The organism is Pedobacter lithocola, assembly GCF_042650845.1.
In the GTDB taxonomy this organism is placed as follows: Bacteria; Bacteroidota; Bacteroidia; order Sphingobacteriales; family Sphingobacteriaceae; genus Pedobacter; species Pedobacter lithocola.
This window is the reverse complement of sequence record NZ_JBHSBW010000011.1, coordinates 674,610-693,735: the sequence shown is the minus strand read 5'-3', so window position 1 is coordinate 693,735 and position 19,126 is coordinate 674,610. Positions and strand designations below refer to the sequence as shown.

The window sequence follows — 19,126 nt, the reverse complement described above, 5'->3', positions numbered from 1 at the left end:
CGATGGTAGCGATAGCCCGAGCTTTTTCTGCGAGGCTTTAGCGAACAGCGGGGCTGCAGTTACAAAAGAATTACTGAACGTTAATTTTCAAAATTCAGGAAACCTAGCGTTCTACATTGTATTAAATCAATTACTTGGATTGGTTTTTGTTTAATTCGCGTTTAACTTATTAATTTAGCCAACTGGTTACTACAAAACATCGTGAAAAAAAATTTATTCTTACTACTAATATTCTGTATTGCCACTTTATCGGCAAATGCTCAAAAGCAAACCTATCTGGATTTATTAAACAATCAACCAAAATGGGTTGATTCGGTTTTTAAAAAATTGAACAGAAGAGAGCGAATTGCTCAAATGTTTTTTGTTAGGGCGCATACTAATCTTGGCAAAAAATATACAGATTCTGTTGGTATGGTGATTAAGAAAGAACAATTGGGTGGTGTAATTTTTTTTCAAGGTGGCCCGGTAAGGCAAGCTGCTGCAACAAATGCCTACCAAAAAGTTAGTCACGTACCTTTACTTGTAGCAAACGACGGCGAGTGGGGTTTGGGCATGCGGTTGGATAGTACAATTTCTTTTCCATACCAAATGACTTTAGGTGCCATCCAAAATAAAGATTTGATTTACCGAATGGGGCAAGAAGTTGCCAAAGATTACAAACGCATGGGTATGCAAATGAATCTGGCTCCCGATGCAGATATAAATAACAACGCCAAAAATCCGGTTATCAATTACCGTTCTTTTGGCGAAAATAAATATAATGTGGCTACAAAAACTGCCGCTTATATGAAAGGAATGCAAGATGGTGGTTTGCTAACCACTTTAAAACATTTCCCTGGGCATGGTGATACGGATGTAGACTCGCACTACGATCTGCCACAACTTACATTTAGTGCTGCCCGGCTAGATAGTTTGGAAATGTATCCATTCAAAGAATTGATAAAACAAGGTGCAGCTGGAATTATGATTGCCCACATGAATATTCCATCGCTAGATAATACACCAAACTTGCCGTCAACATTATCAAAACCAATTGTTACCGGAATTTTGAAAGAAAAATTAGGTTTTAAAGGCTTAATTATTTCTGATGCAATGGACATGAAAGGTGTTGTAAAATACTTTAAGAATGGCGAAGCAGATTTGCTTGGAATAATTGCCGGTAATGATATTTTGGAGCTTTCTGAAAATAGCGACAGGGCGATTCATCTAGTACGGAGAGCAGTACGCCAGGGTAGAATTGATATTAAAACGATTGATGAAAGTGTACGAAAAATATTAACTGCTAAATATTGGGCAGGCTTAAATAAAAAAGATACCGTTGTAACCCAAGGCATTGTTGCTAATGTAAACCGCAACGCTAGTAATGCATTGGTTCAAGAATTGGCAAATGCTTCGGTTACCTTGCTTAAAGGTAAAGATTATATTAAAAATATGATTCCGATTAGAAGAACAGCAATCATTAGTATTGGCGTTCCAACGGTTACCAGGTTCCAGAAAGAAGTTTCTAAAGGATTTTATAATTCGGTTTATTATGTGCTGGATAAAGATGCATCGGCTACGCAAATATCAAATATTGCTAGAGAAATCGGGGCGTTCGACCAGGTAATTGTGGGCATACACGATAGCCGGGCAAGACCAGGAAATAACATACCTTTAAATGCTGGTGTTAAAAATTTTATTAAAGAATTATCTGGCAAAAATGCAGTTTTTGCACTATTTGCAAATCCATATAACCTAGCTGGTTTACCAGGATTAGAAAATAGTAAAGGCTTACTTATAGGATACCAAAAAGAAGATTATATGCAAATCTCTGCAGCGGCAGTAATTAATAATCGATTGGTACCTGCCGGGAAATTGCCAGTTAGCATTTTGCCTAATTTTAAATACGGAGATGGTTTGTAAACAATAAGCTTGTTTTGAGCTAACCATCACTATCTTATAAGTTGAGCTGTTAAAACATAAAAGATCACAGTTTACACCGCCGCCTTTATACAAAATCAGTCTAACCCGTAATATTTTATACGATTAGGGATTTTGAAAGTTAACGTTCAGTATTCCATTGCTTATTGTGGCCCGGCTTTTTCGCTGTAGCGTCAATGAAAAATTGCCGCTGTCGCTGCAATCAGGTTTATTAACAATGGGTAGAGTTCAGTATGATGTAAATCAATAAAAAATTAAAAACAATTCTTTAGTCAAATTGATTATCTATCTATAAATTAAATGTTATGATAGACCCAAAAGACGAAGATTATTCGAACGACCCCAATGATGCTTTGCGTAGAGAAGACAGTACGGAAAACATTAATGAAATCAGTGGTGATAACATAAACATCGAACACGACAAAGATATGTTGGAACAAGCTGATGAAGCATCTAAACCATCATACGAATTAAATGTAGATGACATTAAAGTTGATGAAGACGATTTAGATGATTAAAGACAAAAGCCGCTGATTCGCAGATTAATACCTGAAAATCAGCGGCTTTTAATTTTGAAATTGAGTTTTACCCTTCGCGTTATACCTTTTTACCCTCTACCTCTATTTAGCTTTATAAGTTTCGGGGTTTACAGCTGCAACCGTCCATCCTTTCAAAAACGAAGTGATTTTTTTCACATCATGTCCAACTTTTTTCTTGCCATTTGCACCAATTTCATCAGTTTCTAAATAAGCAGAATTTTCGATGTGCAGCACTTTACCTTTTCCATCTAACACTACAAAAACCGGATAACCAAAACGATTTGGAAAACCAAGATATTTCATAGCTTCATCGTTATGATGGTCTTTATCCCAATTTACCAAAACATATTCGTAATTATCATTAATGGTTTGCTTTAAAACTGCAGTTGTATCTACCAAATTATGAAAAGCAATACACCAACTGCACCAATTTCCTCCAACCTGTACTAATACGTGTCTATTTGCTTTAGCAGCTTTATCTGTAGCCACTTTTAAATCTGCCAGGGCATTTGCTTCAGGGTTATAAATATGTACACCTTCTGTTTTCGCCTGACTAAATGCTGCACTAGAAATTAATACAGCAGTAATTAATATTAATATTTTTTTCATGATTTTTAAAGAATGATGCTGCAAAAATAATAAAGTCGACTAATTTTGTAGATTATTTCTTAATTCTTTACAGAGCAACTACATTTACATTCTTCAATAAATGCCATATCTTGATATTCATACCCACCGCTCACTGCAGCAAAAAGATATTCAAAGTATTTTAAGTTTATCATTAACGGATGGAAATTTATATCCATTAACCTGTAATAGGTCTATTTCGGTGGGCTTGCATCCATGGTTTGCAAAACTAGAAAATCTAGAAATTCAATTAAAACACCTCGAATGTAAAGCACAACAACCAAACGTAAAAATGATTGGTGAATGCGGTTTAGATAAATTAAGAGGAGAAAGCATTACCAATCAAATTATTATTCTGGAGAACCAAATCAAACTGGCAGAAAAATTAAATAAGCCTGTTATTCTTCATTGTGTTAAAAGTTTTTCAGAATTATTGGAGATTAGAAAACGGTTAAAAGTGAAAATACCGATGATAATTCATGGATTTAATAAACAGAAAGCACTTGGCGAACTATTAATTGCGAACGGTTTTTATTTATCATTTGGCGCTTCCATATTAAAAGAAAATTCTGGTGCTTCCCAACTGATCCAAAGTAATGATAACTTCTTTTTAGAAACAGATGATTCGAACATTTCAATACAGCAAATTTATCAAGTTGCAGCAAGTTTAAAAAAATGTTCGGTTGATGAGCTTAAAGCACGTATTTTTGCAAGCTGGAAAGAATTGAATTTGGTTTAACCACAGATGGACACAGATAAACACTGATTATGGCGTCTAATTTGGAGAGTATAAAATATAATTAGCCACGAGAGTACAGAATTCACAGAAAAAATTCCGTGTCAATCCATGTTTCCGTGGCAGAAATAAATTAACTATAGATTAAAGCTTGAAATATCTGTGTTCATCCTTTTTATCTGTGATAAAAAATTAATCAAAAATGTCTGATACAACCTGGCTTTCGCGTTCTGCACTTTTAGTAGGCAATGATGGAATTGAGAAATTACAAGCCAAACATGTTTTAATAATTGGTTTAGGTGGTGTTGGTTCTTTTGCTGCGGAATTTATTTGTCGTTCGGGTATTGGCGAAATGACAATTGTTGATGGTGATGTTGTTGACCCGACAAATAGAAACAGACAATTACCTGCTTTAGCTACCAATCATGGGGTAAGCAAAGCCGAAATTATGCAAGAACGTTTACTTGCGATAAACCCCGAATTGAAACTTCATGTGGTAAATACCTTTCTTACGCCTGAAAAATGCAGAGAAATATTAAATTCTAAGTTCGATTACATTATGGATTGTATAGATAGTGTGATGCCAAAAATCACCTTACTATCTACAGCTTTAGCGCAAAATATTCCAATTGTAAGTTCAATGGGTGCTGGCGGAAAAATGGACCCTACCAGATTGAGAATTGCCATGCTGCCCGATACTTACCAATGCGTTTTCGCAAGTTATGTTCGTAAACGATTAAATAAACTTGAGGGTGCCAACAAAATTAAAGCTGTTTTCTCTACCGAAGAAATGGATAAAAACTCAATGATTATGACGGATGGTAGCAATTTCAAGCGCTCTGCTTACGGCACAGTTTCTTATTTGCCTGCTGCATTTGGTGGCGCTTGTGCTTCTGTTGTAATTAGAGATTTGTTAGGCCTAAAAATTGAAATGGCGGAAAGGCCATTGAGGATTAGCCACAAAACTTTGGCGAAGAAAAAACTAAAGAAAAGTTCTTAACTTGTTATTTAGTGGGTACAAGTACCAAAAATGAGTTTTTTAATCTAATTGTTGGTATCATGATTTCAGGAAAATTTTAAATTGTTGTAAGTTAGGTGTTGTAAAACCACCCCGTCCTGCCAGCACTTTTTAGGAGGGGAATTACAAAGCGCTATAAACAAATTGCCTCAAAATGCAACCACCTAATGACATTCTTGCCAATTTTGGCACCCAGCATTCCCCTCTTGCAGAGGGATGTCCGCAGTACGGGGTGTTAAATATAAAAATCAGTATTAATGGCATTCAATTAAGGCAAAATGTAGTTAGAGATTTACCCTATCAACCTCGTCTAAAAGAAAGAGCCAAACTACTTCTAAGAGCAGGTAATTTACCAGAAGTATTATTCTGGATGCAGGTTACAAGGGGTAATTTCCATAAGATTGATTTTGATAGACAAAGAATTATTGGAAACTATATTGTAGATTTCTACATTAAAGCATTGGGATTAGTTATAGAAATTGATGGTTCAAGCCATGATGATAAAGAACTACATGATAAAGTTCGAGAAGAATATCTTATTTCTTTAGGATTAAAAATTTACAGAATTACGGTTGATGATGTGATGAAAAATATGGAATTTGTATTAGTAGGACTGGAAGAATTTATTATTGAGCATTATGGATTTGGCTCGGGATAACTTTGCAAAAAACACCCCGTCTGCTGCGCATCCACCCTTCTAAAAGAGGGGAATTACACAGCGCCTAATTACAAAACGACAAAGAAAGATTATATAAGAAAGTTTCTGCACCCAATATTCCCCTCTTCCAGAGGGGTGCCCGCAGGGCGGGGTGTTTAAAAAATATAGCAAATGCCCCAACCCCTTAAAATTCTCCAAGCTTCTGCAGGTTCTGGTAAAACATTCAGTTTAACAGCACACTACCTTACTTTACTTTTCAGCGGTGAGAATAAATATCGCGAAATTTTGGCCGTAACCTTTACCAATAAGGCCACTGAAGAAATGAAATCGAGGATTTTAGAAGTATTGGTTGGTTTAGCTCAAGGCAATCCATCAAACAAAATTGATGATTACCGCAAACTGATTTTAATTGCTTACCCACAATTAACCGCACAAGAACTTCAATCCAAAGCAGATAAAATCTATCGAAAAATCCTTCACGATTACAGTCGTTTTTCGGTAAGTACTATTGATGGCTTTGTTCAAAAAGTAATTCGTGGTTTCGCCTTTGAACTCGGTTTAAATGCCGATTATAATTTAGAAATGAATTATGATAAAGTAAAAGATGATTTGGTTAACAAACTCGATAATGCCTTAAACGATAATAAACAACTTTTGCAATGGATTATTGATTTGGCCATCGAGCGCATCAGCGATAACAAAAGCTGGAATTACAAAATCGAACTCTACAACCTAATTGGCGAAATTTTCTCGGAGCGTTTTCAAATTTTCGAAACGGCGGTTGAAGAATTAGGATTGGATAACATAGATGAACTTTTTAAAAAATACATAAATGTTACGAAAGAAGAAATTAAAAATTTTGAGGATGAAATTATTCGTTTGGCAACTGATGCACATGCCGCTTTAGAAGTTTTAGGTATAGAAAACGACCAACTTAAAGGAAAATCAAAAAGCCCGCTAACGAAGTTAATCTTAACAGCACCGGGCGACTTTTCAAAGATAGAATCAATATTCAATCTTATAGATGAACCTGAAGAGTGGTTTCAAAAGAATGCCTATTCATCTGAAGCATATGAAACTGTAAATCCTATTTTACATCAAATTAAAGCACATTATTTAGCGCATTTACCAAACTACCAGCTGGCTATTGCTTTCAACAAAAACCTTTATTATTTACGGTTAATGCAAGAAATTGCAGTTCTACTTAAAGAATATCGAGCAGAAAATGATAACCTTCTAATTAGTGATGCCCAAAAACTAATCTCAGGAATTACCGAAGATGCAGGTGACAACCCCTCATTTATTTGGGAAAAAGTTGGTAACCGATACAAAAATTTTTTGTTTGATGAATTTCAAGATACATCTACCAGTCAATGGGGAAGTTTTAAATCGCTTTTAACCAATGCAATAGCTACTCCAAGTGTTGATTCGATTGACCATTTAATTGTTGGTGATACCAAGCAATCCATTTACCGTTGGCGTAATGGCGATTGGAATATTTTGCACAAACATGCGAAAACCGACGTTGGCGTACATAATGTTATCGAAGAAAGTTTAGAAGAAAACTACCGCAGCACAGAAAATATCATCACATTTAATAATGTACTCTATCTTTCTATTCCTTTAACCTTACAAAATGAGTTGAACGAAAATTTAGCCAGCAAACCTGAAAGTATATCAACGTGGTGGAATAGCCAAAACTACAACCAAATTATTACTGATATTTATGCAGGTTCTAAACAAAATTTCGCTAAAAACACTTTAAAAGGCGGAACCATTAAAATCAAAAAATTTGGAAAAGAACATGCACCAGATGAAGCACGTTTTAGCGAAACGATTTTTAGAGATATTGCTTTAGATGATGTTATACAGGAAATTTTTTATTTAAAGGATAAACAGCATTATGCTTTAAAAGATATTGCAATTTTGGTTCGCTCTAACAGCGAAGCTTTGCTAACCGTTCAGAAATTAATGGAGCAAAAGCTGCCTGTACTTTCTGGCGATGCCTTACTAATTTCCAATAACTCAGCCATTCAGCTACTCATTAATACGCTAAAAGTTTTAATCGGTTTAGATGCGCAAACGGCTTTGTACAAGGCAAATTGCATTGCGCTTTTTAATTCATTGCATGGAAAAGAAGCCAATGCAAATCATTATTTAAACCTTAATAATGCAACTTTAAATTCATTAAGCAATGTGCTTCCTAAATCGCTTTGCGAAAACTGGCAATCGTGGTTGCAACTCCCTTTGCCTGAGTTGGTAGAAATTTTAATTGAAGCTTATGAATTAAAAAACCTAGCACAACATCTTCCATATCTCTTAGCCTTCAGAGATTTGACCGCCAATGCAGGTAGGTTAGGAGAAAAAGGGATAATCTCATTTTTAACCTGGTGGGATGAAGATGGCATTAAAAAATCACTTCCATCGCCTGATGGTGCAGATGCGATTCAAATCATCACCATTCACAAATCGAAAGGTTTGGCTTTTAGAGCTGTTTTTGTTCCGTTCTGCAACTGGGAAATAAAAGGTAAACCCAACTCAACTTTTTGGGTTTCATCAGAAGATACGGTTTATAAGGAACTTCGTGGAATTCCATTAAAATACAACAAAGATTTAGCCGATTCATCCATTTCCAAAGCATATTTCGAAGAATTGCTATACAACAATATGGATGCTTTAAATATGCTTTACGTAGCAACAACACGCTCTAAAGATTTCCTCTATATTGCTACAATGGGTAAGGCCGAAGCAAAAGGCAATAAAGAAGTTAACTTATCCAATATGGGAGATGTATTAAACCACACGTTTAATGATAAGTTTGATGAAAATGGCGTTTATGAAATTGTAGATTATCTATCAATAGAAAATAAACCAGTTGAGGCTAATTTTATTTCTTTGGAGAGTTATCCAACTACTAATCGTTTATCAGAACTTTATATCCCATCTGAAGAAAAGCATTTAAAGCATTTGGTTAACATAGAAAAATCTGGAAGAAAAGGCTCCATTTTGCATGATATTTTAGCTAGTTCAAGCACTGAAAAAGGCGTTTTTGATTACACCAGCAATCTCGTTTTACAAGGCATTATTAAAGAAGAAGAAAAGCAAAAACTTATCGATTCTGCGCTGGAAGTTTTGAATCACCCTGAGCTGAAAGAAATTTTAGAAAAGGCAACAGAAAGCATCACCGAAAAAAATATTATTGATGCTAGCGGAAAGCTTCATCGTCCAGATAGGGTTTTAATTAATGCCGATGAAGTTATTATTCTGGATTATAAATTCACTTTAGAAGAGAGCAATAAACACATCGAACAAGTAGATAAATATAGAAATCTTCTAGCCGAGATTGGGTTTAAAAACATAAAAACCTATTTATTTTACGCAGTAAAAGGCAAATTGAAATTGGTATAACATGAAGACGCAAATGAAACCATTTTTACAAGAAGTTGCCGAAGATTTAGTTTTTAAGTTTGGAAATCAATTAGAAAATTGTGCTATTGTTTTCAATAACAAACGTCCATCTGCTTATTTGCAAAAGCATTTTGCAGATATCATTGGTAAACCTTTTTTCAGTCCTTCTTTTTTTACCATTCAAGAGTTTTTTGCATGCTCAACAAGTTATAAAATTGCCGATTTCTATTTGCAGTTTTTTACGCTACATAAAATATACAACCAACTTTTGGTTGAGGAAAATTTAGAAACCATTTCAAGCCATAAATTTTTTCCTTTAGCGAAAATTATTCTTAGCGATTTTAATCAAATTGATGCTGATTTAGTGGATGCCGAAAAGTTGTACCGCGATTTGGAAGATATCTCTGTTATCAATAAAGAATTTGATTATTTAAGTGCAGAACAATATCAATTTCTAGCTCAATTCTGGACTTCTTATTCTGAAGGAAAACATAAAAAACAGCAAGAATTATTTATAAAGATGTGGCGAAGAATGCCAAAGCTTTATCAAAAATTTCATGCTGAATTAAAAAAACAAGGCTATTTAACCAATGGTTCGGTATATCGCCATTTGGCAGATGACATTACAAATCATCAAGAATTTATTTCCAATTTTGATAAAGGAAAAATCGTTTTTGTTGGATTTAATGCTTTGAGCAGTGCCGAAGCAAAAATATTTGCACAGCTACAAGAAGCCGAAAAAGCATTGTTTTATTTCGACGCTGATAGCTATTATTTAGATGACATTTCGCAAGAAGCTGGCTTGTTTCTTCGAAAAAACTTAAATCAGATTGGATTAAAAAATGTGTTTGCAAAACAAGAAAGCTTGATGAAAACAGAATCGCATTATGTGAATGTTTTTAAAGTTCAGGGTCAATCTGCCCAGGCAAAAATTCTTAACACTATTTTAGAAGAAGATTATACCAATGCCGAAAGTGTTGGCAAAACGGTTGTGGTTTTAGCTGATGAAAGTTTACTTATTCCAACGTTACAAACCATTCCAACAAGTTTTAATGGTTCAGCAATAGACCTAAATGTAACTATGGGTTTTGCTTTATCTACTTCGAGTATTTTTGGTTTGGTTGATGTATGGTTAACCAGTCAGCTAGAAATTTTGCAAGCTGATAAAGTAATGTATAAAAATGTTGAGGCTTTTTTAACACACCCACTTTCAGGATTATCTCAAAAAATGAGAGATAAAATACTCACAGCATTATTACAGGAAAACAAAGTTGAGGTTGACCACAAGCGACTTTTAAGGCAAAGTGGCTTATTTGAAGTTTTTTATAAAAAAATTGAAGAACCGCAAGCTGTAGTTACCAATTTATTAGAGGTTTTAGATTTCGTTTTAACAAGATTATCAAACGCGAAAACACTAAAAAAAATCGATGCGGAGCTTTTTGTAAAAACAATTCAGGAGTTAAACAGGCTACACGATACATTCAGCAATCATATTGGCAAAGAGGAAATTCCGTTTGTAATTTATTTGGTTCAAAAATCATTGCAGGCTATAGCCGTCCCCCTTTCTGGCGACCCGCTTAATGGTATCCAAGTGATGGGCTTGCTCGAAACCAGAAATCTAAATTTCGATAAGGTAGTGATTTTGGGTTTTAATGAAGGAATTATACCAAAATCATCTATTGGAAATAGTTTTATCCCCGATTCTATTAGGAGGGTTTACGGTTTGCCTGTATTAGAAAACCTCGATGCCATTTCATCCTACATGGTTTACCGTTTAATGCAAAGGGCAAAAAACATCAACTTTGTTTACAACAGTTTAACTGACGAAAATACATCGGGCGAAGCCAGTAGAATTTTAAAGCAATTGGAATATGAAAGTGGTTTCAACTTCACATATAATGAACTTAATTTAGATGTGAAAACAGAACAATTTAGAGATGTTCAAATCGAAAAAACCGGTAATGAATTTATCCAAAGTAAACTGAAACGTTATTTGGATAAAACTAAATCGCTATCACCCTCGGCAATTACACAATATATTTCTAACCCGATCGATTTTTTCTTCAATTACATAGCTGAAATTAAAGAACCAAAAGAGATAAGTGCAGTAGTTGAAGCCAATGAAATTGGTTCGATTTTGCACAAAGTGATGGAATATTTCTACGCCGATTTACGCAAAGCAGAAATTACGAAGGATAAAATAGAAGAGCAGCGGAAGAAAGTTCCGCAATTGATTCAAAAAGCGTTCAATGCTGTAATGTTCAAACATCCTGATTTGGTAATGGAATATAAAGGCATGCAAAAGGTAATCTTAGCCATTGTTGATGCTTATGTAAATATTATTTTGAATCAAGACATATCACAAACACCATTTAATATTATCAGCTTAGAACAAAAAATAGAGGCAGAAATTAGTTTTCCACTAAACGGGAAAGAAGAAAGCATTAAAATCTTCGGCTATATTGATAGGGTTGATGTTAAAGATGGTGTTACAAAAATTATCGATTATAAATCCGGAAGTGATAAACTGGCTTTTGCATCTATTGATGAACTTTTTAATTCGGATGGAAAACACATCAATAAAGCTTTAATCCAAACCTTGCTTTATACTTATGCTTACGAACAATTTGCTGGTAAAACTTGTGTAGAACCCAATCTCTATATTGTAAAAACCATGAACGACCCTACCTATGGAGGTGTTTGGTTTAAATCTAATCGACAGGTTTTACGTGGCGATTTTTTAGAAGAGATAAAACCACTGTTTTTAAATAAATTGAAAGAAAAACTTACCGAGCTTTTTGGCGCACCTTATTTTAAAGCAAGCGAAATTCCTGATAATTACAAGTATTCCATTTACAAAACGCTGTTTGGGAAATAGGTTTTTAACCGTAAAGGGATAGAAGAAAAATCGCAAGAACGCTAGGCTTTGATTTCTATATAACCACAGAGCAAAAAAAGAAAAGCACAGAGGGCACAAAGCTCAGGCTAATTACACAATCTCTTTTGTTCTTGGTGAAAACCTCTGTGTACTCGGTGGTAATAAAACTTTAAATCCTTTGCGAAAAACTTTGTGTGCTTTGCGGTTAATCTTTAAATTTAAAAATGCTAACCCTCAATTTCACCAAATTCCCTCTTTTAGAAACCGAACGATTAATCCTTCGCGAACATTCGCTTACAGATGCTGAAGCACTATATGATATGCGTACCAATGAAACGGTGATGAAATACATCGATCGCGAAAGACCTAAAGATTTATTAGAGATTAAAACATTCATCAGCACATTTAATCAGGGCTTTGAAAATGGCGATAATTTGGCTTGGGTTATAGCTTTAAAAGAAAATCCAAATCAAATGATAGGTTCAATTGGCTATTGGAGAACAGATTATGCAAACCACAGGGCAGAAATTGGCTATATGCTACATCCAGATTATTGGAGAAAAGGTATTATATCCGAAGCTTTAAAAAGAACAATCGATTTTGGTTTTAACGACATGAATCTCCATACCATTAAAGCAAATATTAATGTCGAAAATGATGCATCACGACAAATCCTCATCAAACAGGGTTTTGTAAAAGAAGCACATTTTAAACAGGATTATTATTTCAGAGGAAAATTTTTAGACAGTGAAATTTACGGATTGTTAAATCCGAAGCATTAAATCAATACATAAAATATTTATATTTGACTATGTATCGTTTAGACAGAACAGCATTTAAAGGCCAAACTGCAGAAGAGGCTTCAAAATCTCATGCCGAATATTATCGTACTTTAACCTCGCAAGAACGTTTGCGAATTGCAAACTATTTAAATAGCATTGCCTACAATTTCCCTGAAGAGAATCCGCCACGAATGGATAAAACAAAATTTGGTGTGAGAGCTAGAAATAAATAATGGGCAACATTTTTAATGAAGATTTTCGTGATTTTGTCGAGGCTTTGAACAAGGCTGATGTTCGATATATTTTAGTTGGAGGCTTCTCAGTAATTCTTCATGGTTACTCAAGAACTACGGGTGATATGGATATTTGGGTGGCAAGAACTTTAGAAAACTATGGCAAAATCAAAAATGCATTTTTAAATTTTGGGATGCCTGTATTTGATATGACTGAGGAAAATTTTCTCACGCATAAAAATTGGGATGTTTTTACTTTTGGCATACCACCATCAGCAATTGATTTGATGTTAGCTGTAAAAGGTTTAGATTTTGATGCCAGTTATGATAACGCAATATTATTTGAAGAAGATGGTATCCAAATTAAAACTATTCATTTAGACGATTTAAAAAAAGCCAAAAAAGCTGCAGGCCGTCCAAAAGACCTCAACGATCTTGAAAATCTTTAAACCATATCGCAGCAATATATTTTGTTAAACCAATAAACCTTAACACAATTACCACCTCATTAACAGATATTCACAATATTATTTTTAAATATCTACAAAACTCAACAACGCTTTAAATTTTTGTCCGAAAAAACAGCCTTAATCAACCATAATTATTACAAAACACACGCTTAATTCCCTTTGGTTTCAATGCGATTAATAATTATATTTGCCACCGTTATTAAAATTTACAATGAGAGAAATCCAATTTAGAGAAGCACTACGCGAAGCCATGAGCGAAGAAATGCGCAAAGATGACCGCGTTTTTTTATTAGGTGAAGAAGTAGCAGAATATAACGGTGCATACAAAGTAAGTCAAGGAATGCTTGATGAATTTGGCGCAAAACGTGTAATCGATACGCCAATTGCCGAACTAGGTTTCGCTGGTATAGCAACAGGTGCTGCAACAGCCGGACTAATTCCAATTGTAGAATTCATGACATTCAACTTCTCATTGGTAGCAATCGACCAAATTATTAACGGTGCTGCTAAAATTTTATCAATGAGTGGTGGTCAGTTCTCTTGCCCAATGGTTTTCCGTGGTCCAACCGGTAATGCTGGTCAACTAGGCGCACAACATTCCCAAAACTTCGAAAACTGGTTTGCAAATACCCCAGGGTTAAAAGTTGTTGTACCATCAACTCCTTATGAAGCAAAAGGTTTACTTAAACAAGCTATTATCGATCCAGATCCAGTTATTTTTATGGAATCAGAAGTAATGTATGGTGATAAAGGTGATGTTCCAGCAGAAGAATATTATATCGAATTTGGTAAGGCAAACGTAACTAAAGAAGGTACTGATGTAACCATTGTAACCTTCGGTAAAATGTTAACTCGTGTGGTAAATCCTGCTGTTGAAGAGTTAACTAAAGAAGGTATTAATGTAGAAGTTATCGATTTGCGTACAGTTCGCCCAATCGATTACGATACCATCATCGAATCTGTTAAAAAAACCAATCGCTTAGTCGTAGTAGAAGAAGCTTGGCCATTGGCATCACTTTCAGGTGAAATTGCTTTCATGGTTCAGAAAAAAGCCTTCGATTATTTAGATGCACCGGTTATACGCATTACATGTGCAGATGTGCCACTTCCATACTCGCCAACTTTAATTGCTGCCAGCTTACCTAATGCAGAGAAAGTAATTAAAGCAGTTAAAGAAGTAATGTACGCAACAAAATAAAATTACTAATCTTCACAAACAGAAGACTAAAATATACTGATCCTCCAAAGCAATTTGGAGGATTTTTTTTGCTCTATACTTTACCACTTAAAAACACCATATAACACGTAAGCTTAATCAGATTTATTTCTTACAAGGGTTAAGTAATTAGAAAATCAACATTTATTAATCCTTCGCTTTCAGCAGCCCCGCCACTTATTACAATCTTTTTTAACTTCTGTCATGCTTCAATTACCGTCATTGAGAGGAGGAACTACGTGGTAATCTTTTTAGCTAGTACAACAAAAAAGTATTTCCATTTCTGTCTGGTTTATTTTAGTAAAACCTGTATAAAAATCTTAATTCAGTCGTGCTAGAACGCCAAAAACAAAGCGATAATTTTTAACTTAGCCTTCAAATTAAAGCAACCAATGTCTAATAATTACATAGCTGATCAAACATTTAACAGAGAAGATTTTACTGTAAAAGCATTACCGATAGCAGAGTACGAAAATTGTAAATTTATCAACTGCAACTTCTCCAACTCTGATTTAAGCGGCGTAAAATTTCTCGATTGTGAATTCATTTTATGTAATTTAAGTTTAGCAAGCTTAACCAAAACCTCATTTAACGACATTGTTTTTAGCGATTGTAAAATGCTTGGACTCCGTTTCGAAAACTGTAACGATTTCGGTTTAGCTTTCAGTTTTAACAATTGCAAGTTGGACCATTCATCATTCTACAAAATAAAACTGAAGAAAACCAATTTCAAAAACACCCAAATGCATGAAGTTGATTTTTCGGAGTCTGATTTGACAAATGTTACTTTCGATAATTGCGATTTACTCAGCGCAACATTCGACACAACCACTTTAGAAAAAGCCGATATAAGGACGGCGTACAATTTTTCCATCGACCCTGATAATAATCGGACAAAAAAAGCAAGGTTTTCTAAATCTGGTTTAGCGGGTCTTTTGCATAAATACGACATTCAAATTAGTGAATAAGTATTGCCGATTTTCGTATTTTCATTCCAAGATTTCAACGCTATGGAAAAACTAGAACCAAAAACTATAGATGATTACATTCAATTATTTCCAGCCAAAACACAGTTAATTTTGGAGCAAATTAGGGAAACACTACGAAAAGCGGTACCGAATGCAAACGAAGTGATTAGCTATAAAATGCCAGCCTTTAAACAGAATACTGTTTTAGTATATTTCGCAGCTTACGAAAAACACATTGGCTTTTATCCAACAGGTTCTGGCATTAAAGTATTCCAAAACGAATTTGGAGAATATAAATGGAGCAAAGGTGCAGTTCAGTTTCCAATTGATAAACCGATGCCATTAGATTTAATTACCAGAATTACTAAATTTAGAGCCGAAGAGGATTTGGATAAAATAGCAAAGAAGTCTTAAGTTATCCAAAGTTCCTCCTCTCTATCAAAAACCCAAATTCCATTTACTTTCATTGCGTAGATAATAGTACCCATGCTCCAAAAATTCTGATAACCAACTTTCTTGCTCTGTGAAAAGACATAGCAAGCTCTTGTTTTATTTTTGTTAAAAACAACTCGGGTAAAAATCAGATTTCCATTAAAGTTTCTATCGTGAATGACAGATGAATCATTTCTAATCTCATATTTTTTTGAGTTTGTGGTCAAATTGGCTGGAGAAAACTTAAGGTTAGTATTCTTCAATATTTCACCAATGGAATCTGGATGTATTATTATACCTCTTTGCTTTGAAGACAAATTATTGAAAAGCTTTTGACTGATCTCATTTAAGGTGTCATTTGTTAAATACAGATGCTTTCTATTTAAAGGCACTTTAGGTATTTTGCTTAAATTAATTTCCTTACTTCCTTTAGGTGGAAATCGAACCTTGGTTCTTCTTAGCTCCTCAGAATCATTTTCTGATACTGCAACAGCAGCATTCTCGAATGTATTCAAGATAACCTGAACTTCTTCATCAACATTTTCCTGAATTTCAGAAGTTTCATATCGGCACCCGGAACAAAATACTAGCAGAATAAAGGTTATATTTTTCATATTATAAATATGATGCGATTATTTTACTTTTCCATAACTTCTTTCTCTAAATGCACAAAGCAACCAAAAATAGCAGCAATACCCCAAGTACCTAAACGGGATTGAAGCGATATATCCCGATTTTTCATTGGGAATTTAGCGTAAAGACAGACTACCAATAGACAATACTTCTGCCATTGCTTTCCAAAAAAATTAGATTATTACCAACAATTTCTAGTGGAAAACTTCATTTTAAAAATCCTTAAATCCCGCAAATCCTGATTAGCTTTGCCACTTTAATTTTTAAATATGTTAACCCACCATAAATTAATTGCAACCGAATTAAAAGTTGCAGAAAAGCAAGTTACTGCTACTATATCACTATTAGATGAAGGTGCAACAGTACCATTTATTTCTCGGTATAGAAAAGAATTAACCGGAAGTTTAGATGAAGTTCAGGTTGCTGCAATTCGTGATAGAGTTTTACAATTACGCGATTTAGATAAGCGTAGAGAAGCGATTTTAAAATCGATGACGGAGCTCGGAAAGTTAACGCCTGAGTTAGAAAAGCAAATAAATTTGGCAGAAACTATTTCCCTGTTAGAAGATATTTATCTACCATACAAACCTAAACGTAAAACTCGTGCATCGGTAGCAAAAGAGAAAGGTTTAGAGCCATTTGCCCTACAAATTTTCGACCAACAAAATTTTGATTTAGAAGCTACCGCAAGTAAGTTTATTAATGCAGAAAAAGGAGTTAATTCTTTGGAAGAAGCCTTAGCTGGTGCAAGAGATATTATCGCTGAAATGATTTCTGAAAATGCAGAAGCACGAACTAAAATGCGTACCTATTTTCAAGAAAAAGCAGTTTTTAAAGCCGAAGTAATTAAAGGTAAAGAGGAAGAAGGTATAAAATATAAAGATTATTTTGAATGGAGTGAACCCGTAAAAACTGCTGCATCTCACCGTGTTTTGGCTATGCGCCGTGGCGAAAAAGAGCTAATTTTGCGTTTAGATGCTTTACCTCCTGCTGAAGATGCTCTTTCTATTCTGGAAAATCAATTTGTTCTTGGCAATAATACTGCTTCAAAACAAGTTCAGCAAGCTTTAGAAGATGGTTATAAACGTTTGCTGGAACCCGCCATGGAAACCGAACTCAGGGTTTTAACAAAACAAAAAGCAGATGAAGAAGCGATTCGTGTTTTTGCAGAAAATGCCCGTCAGTTACTATTGGCCGCACCAATGGGACAAAAAAATGTACTAGCTATCGACCCTGGTTTCCGTACCGGTTGTAAGGTGGTTTGTTTAGATAAGCAAGGTCAGTTATTAGAGAATACAGCAATTTACCCGCATACCGGACAAGGAAACATAAAAAATGCTGAAGTTATTATTCAAGAACTTTGCAAAAAATACGAAATCGAAGCTATTGCAATTGGCAACGGTACTGCTGGTAGAGAAACAGAAGCATTTATTCGTGGACTAAACTTACCAAACACAACTATTGTAATGGTAAATGAAAGTGGTGCATCAATTTATTCGGCCTCAGATGTTGCCCGAGAAGAATTTCCTACACAGGATATTACCGTTCGTGGAGCCGTTTCAATCGGTCGCCGCTTAATGGACCCACTAGCCGAACTGGTAAAAATCGACCCGAAATCTATCGGTGTAGGGCAATACCAACATGATGTTGACCAAAATAAATTGCAAGCGAGTTTGGATGATAATGTGATAAGTGCAGTAAATGCCGTTGGTGTAGAATTGAATACTGCATCGAAACAAATTCTGGCTTATGTATCGGGCTTAGGACCAACTTTAGCGCAAAACATTGTTGAGTACAGAAATACAAACGGCGCTTTTAAAAACCGAGAGAGTTTAAAAAAGGTTCCTCGTTTAGGTGATAAAGCCTACGAACAAGCAGTAGGTTTTCTGCGCATACGCAATGCCGAAAATGTTTTAGATATGAGCGGAGTTCATCCAGAGCGCTATGCTGTTGTAGATAAAATGGCGAAAGATTTGGGCACAACCGTTTCGGCTTTGATAAAAGACTCACAACTACAAAAGCAAATTAAACCTCAGCAATATGTTAGCGACGAGATTGGTTTACCTACGCTTAATGATATTTTAAAAGAACTTGCAAAACCTGGCCGCGACCCTAGAGAGCAGTTTGAAGCCTTCAGTTTTACAGATGGTGTTAATGAAATTTCGGATTTAAAAGCAGGCATGAAGCTTCCGGGCATTGTTACCAATATTACCAATTTTGGTGCTTTTGTAGATATTGGTGTGCATCAAGATGGCTTAGTACATACCAGCCAATTGGCTAATCGATTTATAGCAAATGCAAATGAGGTTGTGAAAGTTCATCAAAAAGTTGAGGTTACGGTAATGGAAGTAGATGTGGTTCGCAAAAGAATCTCGCTTTCTATGAAGACAGAAGCTAATCCGAAGTCTGAAGTCCGCAGTCGGGAGCCTAAGGTTCAAAAGAAAGAATACAAACCGAGTAATCAGAAGCAAAACGTAAAGCCACGTAACGAACCTAAAAGTGCTGATGGTGATTTACAGGAGAAATTAGCAAAGTTGAAAGAAATGTTTAAATAACATTTTTACCACTAAGGCAATTAATTAAGTGGCAACTTAAATCGTTTTTTTAC

General features: G+C 34.9%; 16 protein-coding genes. 14 read left to right on the top strand and 2 right to left on the bottom strand.

The annotated features are described in order from the left end of the window. The first annotated feature begins 201 nt into the window (after window positions 1-201). Both ACFOWA_RS13440 and ACFOWA_RS13435 read left to right on the top strand, forming a co-directional pair. A complete protein-coding gene (locus ACFOWA_RS13440; protein ID WP_378985938.1) occupies window positions 202-1,902 on the top strand; it encodes a glycoside hydrolase family 3 protein in 1,701 nt (566 codons plus the stop codon). A gap of 323 nt (window positions 1,903-2,225) precedes the next feature. After that, entirely contained in the window at window positions 2,226-2,438 is a 213-nt protein-coding gene (locus tag ACFOWA_RS13435; protein ID WP_378985936.1) for a hypothetical protein, read from the top strand. Window positions 2,439-2,540: 102 nt separating this feature from the next. On the opposite strand, the gene ACFOWA_RS13430 is transcribed toward ACFOWA_RS13435, so the two are convergent. Further along, window positions 2,541-3,068 (bottom strand): thioredoxin family protein, encoded by a 528-nt coding sequence (locus tag ACFOWA_RS13430; protein WP_378985934.1) that lies wholly within the window; start codon window positions 3,066-3,068, stop codon window positions 2,541-2,543. Window positions 3,069-3,168: 100 nt separating this feature from the next. Between ACFOWA_RS13430 and ACFOWA_RS13425 the strand changes: the two genes are divergently transcribed. The 11 genes from ACFOWA_RS13425 (at window position 3,169) to ACFOWA_RS13375 (ending at window position 15,867) form a co-directional block, all read left to right on the top strand. Beyond that, window positions 3,169-3,825: a TatD family hydrolase gene (locus ACFOWA_RS13425; protein WP_378985932.1), complete on the top strand. Its 657-nt coding sequence runs from the start codon at window positions 3,169-3,171 to the stop codon at window positions 3,823-3,825. A 199-nt stretch (window positions 3,826-4,024) separates the two neighbouring features. Beyond that, a complete protein-coding gene (locus tag ACFOWA_RS13420; protein ID WP_378985930.1) occupies window positions 4,025-4,822 on the top strand; it encodes a tRNA threonylcarbamoyladenosine dehydratase in 798 nt (265 codons plus the stop codon). Between the two features lie 172 nt (window positions 4,823-4,994). Continuing rightward, entirely contained in the window at window positions 4,995-5,498 is a 504-nt protein-coding gene (locus tag ACFOWA_RS13415; protein ID WP_378985928.1) for an endonuclease domain-containing protein, read from the top strand. Window positions 5,499-5,669: 171 nt separating this feature from the next. After that, the gene (locus tag ACFOWA_RS13410) at window positions 5,670-8,906 is read left to right on the top strand and encodes a UvrD-helicase domain-containing protein (protein ID WP_378985926.1); all 3,237 of its coding nucleotides are present in this window, start codon (window positions 5,670-5,672) and stop codon (window positions 8,904-8,906) included. 13 nt (window positions 8,907-8,919) lie between these two features. Beyond that, window positions 8,920-11,784, top strand: a complete 2,865-nt coding sequence (locus tag ACFOWA_RS13405) for a PD-(D/E)XK nuclease family protein (RefSeq protein ID WP_378985924.1) — start codon at window positions 8,920-8,922, stop codon at window positions 11,782-11,784. A gap of 224 nt (window positions 11,785-12,008) precedes the next feature. After that, window positions 12,009-12,566, top strand: a complete 558-nt coding sequence (locus ACFOWA_RS13400; protein WP_378985922.1) for a GNAT family N-acetyltransferase — start codon at window positions 12,009-12,011, stop codon at window positions 12,564-12,566. Window positions 12,567-12,595: 29 nt separating this feature from the next. After that, window positions 12,596-12,799, top strand: a complete 204-nt coding sequence (locus tag ACFOWA_RS13395) for a hypothetical protein (protein WP_378985920.1) — start codon at window positions 12,596-12,598, stop codon at window positions 12,797-12,799. Beyond that, a complete protein-coding gene (locus tag ACFOWA_RS13390) occupies window positions 12,799-13,248 on the top strand; it encodes a DUF6036 family nucleotidyltransferase (RefSeq protein ID WP_378985919.1) in 450 nt (149 codons plus the stop codon). The genes ACFOWA_RS13395 and ACFOWA_RS13390 overlap by 1 nt, the downstream gene beginning before the upstream one ends. A gap of 232 nt (window positions 13,249-13,480) precedes the next feature. Continuing rightward, window positions 13,481-14,467, top strand: coding sequence for a pyruvate dehydrogenase complex E1 component subunit beta (locus ACFOWA_RS13385; protein WP_378985917.1), 987 nt, complete (start codon window positions 13,481-13,483; stop codon window positions 14,465-14,467). A gap of 410 nt (window positions 14,468-14,877) precedes the next feature. Next, complete coding sequence (locus tag ACFOWA_RS13380) at window positions 14,878-15,453, top strand: pentapeptide repeat-containing protein (protein WP_378985916.1); 576 nt, start codon at window positions 14,878-14,880, stop codon at window positions 15,451-15,453. Window positions 15,454-15,495: 42 nt separating this feature from the next. Then, complete coding sequence (locus tag ACFOWA_RS13375; RefSeq protein WP_378985915.1) at window positions 15,496-15,867, top strand: iron chaperone; 372 nt, start codon at window positions 15,496-15,498, stop codon at window positions 15,865-15,867. Here the strand turns inward: ACFOWA_RS13375 and ACFOWA_RS13370 are convergent. Continuing rightward, window positions 15,864-16,499 carry a hypothetical protein gene (locus ACFOWA_RS13370; RefSeq protein ID WP_378985913.1) on the bottom strand — a complete coding sequence of 212 codons (636 nt, stop codon included), beginning with the start codon at window positions 16,497-16,499 and terminating at the stop codon, window positions 15,864-15,866. The two genes, ACFOWA_RS13375 and ACFOWA_RS13370, sit on opposite strands and share 4 nt — an antisense overlap. Window positions 16,500-16,787: 288 nt before the next feature. Here ACFOWA_RS13370 and ACFOWA_RS13365 point away from each other — a divergent pair, with 288 nt between their 5' ends. Beyond that, window positions 16,788-19,073, top strand: a complete 2,286-nt coding sequence (locus tag ACFOWA_RS13365; RefSeq protein ID WP_378985912.1) for a Tex family protein — start codon at window positions 16,788-16,790, stop codon at window positions 19,071-19,073. The last annotated feature ends 53 nt before the right edge of the window (window positions 19,074-19,126 follow it).

What these genes read in the sequence shown, in the direction of transcription:
- ACFOWA_RS13385 (WP_378985917.1), top strand. Translation starts at nt 13,481, where the DNA reads ATGAGAGAAATCCAATTTAGAGAAGCACTACGCGAAGCCATGAGCGAA.
- ACFOWA_RS13370 (WP_378985913.1), bottom strand. Translation starts at nt 16,499, where the DNA reads ATGAAAAATATAACCTTTATTCTGCTAGTATTTTGTTCCGGGTGCCGA.
- ACFOWA_RS13415 (WP_378985928.1), top strand. Translation starts at nt 4,995, where the DNA reads ATGCAACCACCTAATGACATTCTTGCCAATTTTGGCACCCAGCATTCC.
- ACFOWA_RS13435 (WP_378985936.1), top strand. Translation starts at nt 2,226, where the DNA reads ATGATAGACCCAAAAGACGAAGATTATTCGAACGACCCCAATGATGCT.
- ACFOWA_RS13405 (WP_378985924.1), top strand. Translation starts at nt 8,920, where the DNA reads ATGAAACCATTTTTACAAGAAGTTGCCGAAGATTTAGTTTTTAAGTTT.
- ACFOWA_RS13420 (WP_378985930.1), top strand. Translation starts at nt 4,025, where the DNA reads ATGTCTGATACAACCTGGCTTTCGCGTTCTGCACTTTTAGTAGGCAAT.
- ACFOWA_RS13375 (WP_378985915.1), top strand. Translation starts at nt 15,496, where the DNA reads ATGGAAAAACTAGAACCAAAAACTATAGATGATTACATTCAATTATTT.
- ACFOWA_RS13390 (WP_378985919.1), top strand. Translation starts at nt 12,799, where the DNA reads ATGGGCAACATTTTTAATGAAGATTTTCGTGATTTTGTCGAGGCTTTG.
- ACFOWA_RS13380 (WP_378985916.1), top strand. Translation starts at nt 14,878, where the DNA reads ATGTCTAATAATTACATAGCTGATCAAACATTTAACAGAGAAGATTTT.
- ACFOWA_RS13430 (WP_378985934.1), bottom strand. Translation starts at nt 3,068, where the DNA reads ATGAAAAAAATATTAATATTAATTACTGCTGTATTAATTTCTAGTGCA.
- ACFOWA_RS13425 (WP_378985932.1), top strand. Translation starts at nt 3,169, where the DNA reads ATGCCATATCTTGATATTCATACCCACCGCTCACTGCAGCAAAAAGAT.
- ACFOWA_RS13365 (WP_378985912.1), top strand. Translation starts at nt 16,788, where the DNA reads ATGTTAACCCACCATAAATTAATTGCAACCGAATTAAAAGTTGCAGAA.
- ACFOWA_RS13395 (WP_378985920.1), top strand. Translation starts at nt 12,596, where the DNA reads ATGTATCGTTTAGACAGAACAGCATTTAAAGGCCAAACTGCAGAAGAG.
- ACFOWA_RS13400 (WP_378985922.1), top strand. Translation starts at nt 12,009, where the DNA reads ATGCTAACCCTCAATTTCACCAAATTCCCTCTTTTAGAAACCGAACGA.
- ACFOWA_RS13410 (WP_378985926.1), top strand. Translation starts at nt 5,670, where the DNA reads ATGCCCCAACCCCTTAAAATTCTCCAAGCTTCTGCAGGTTCTGGTAAA.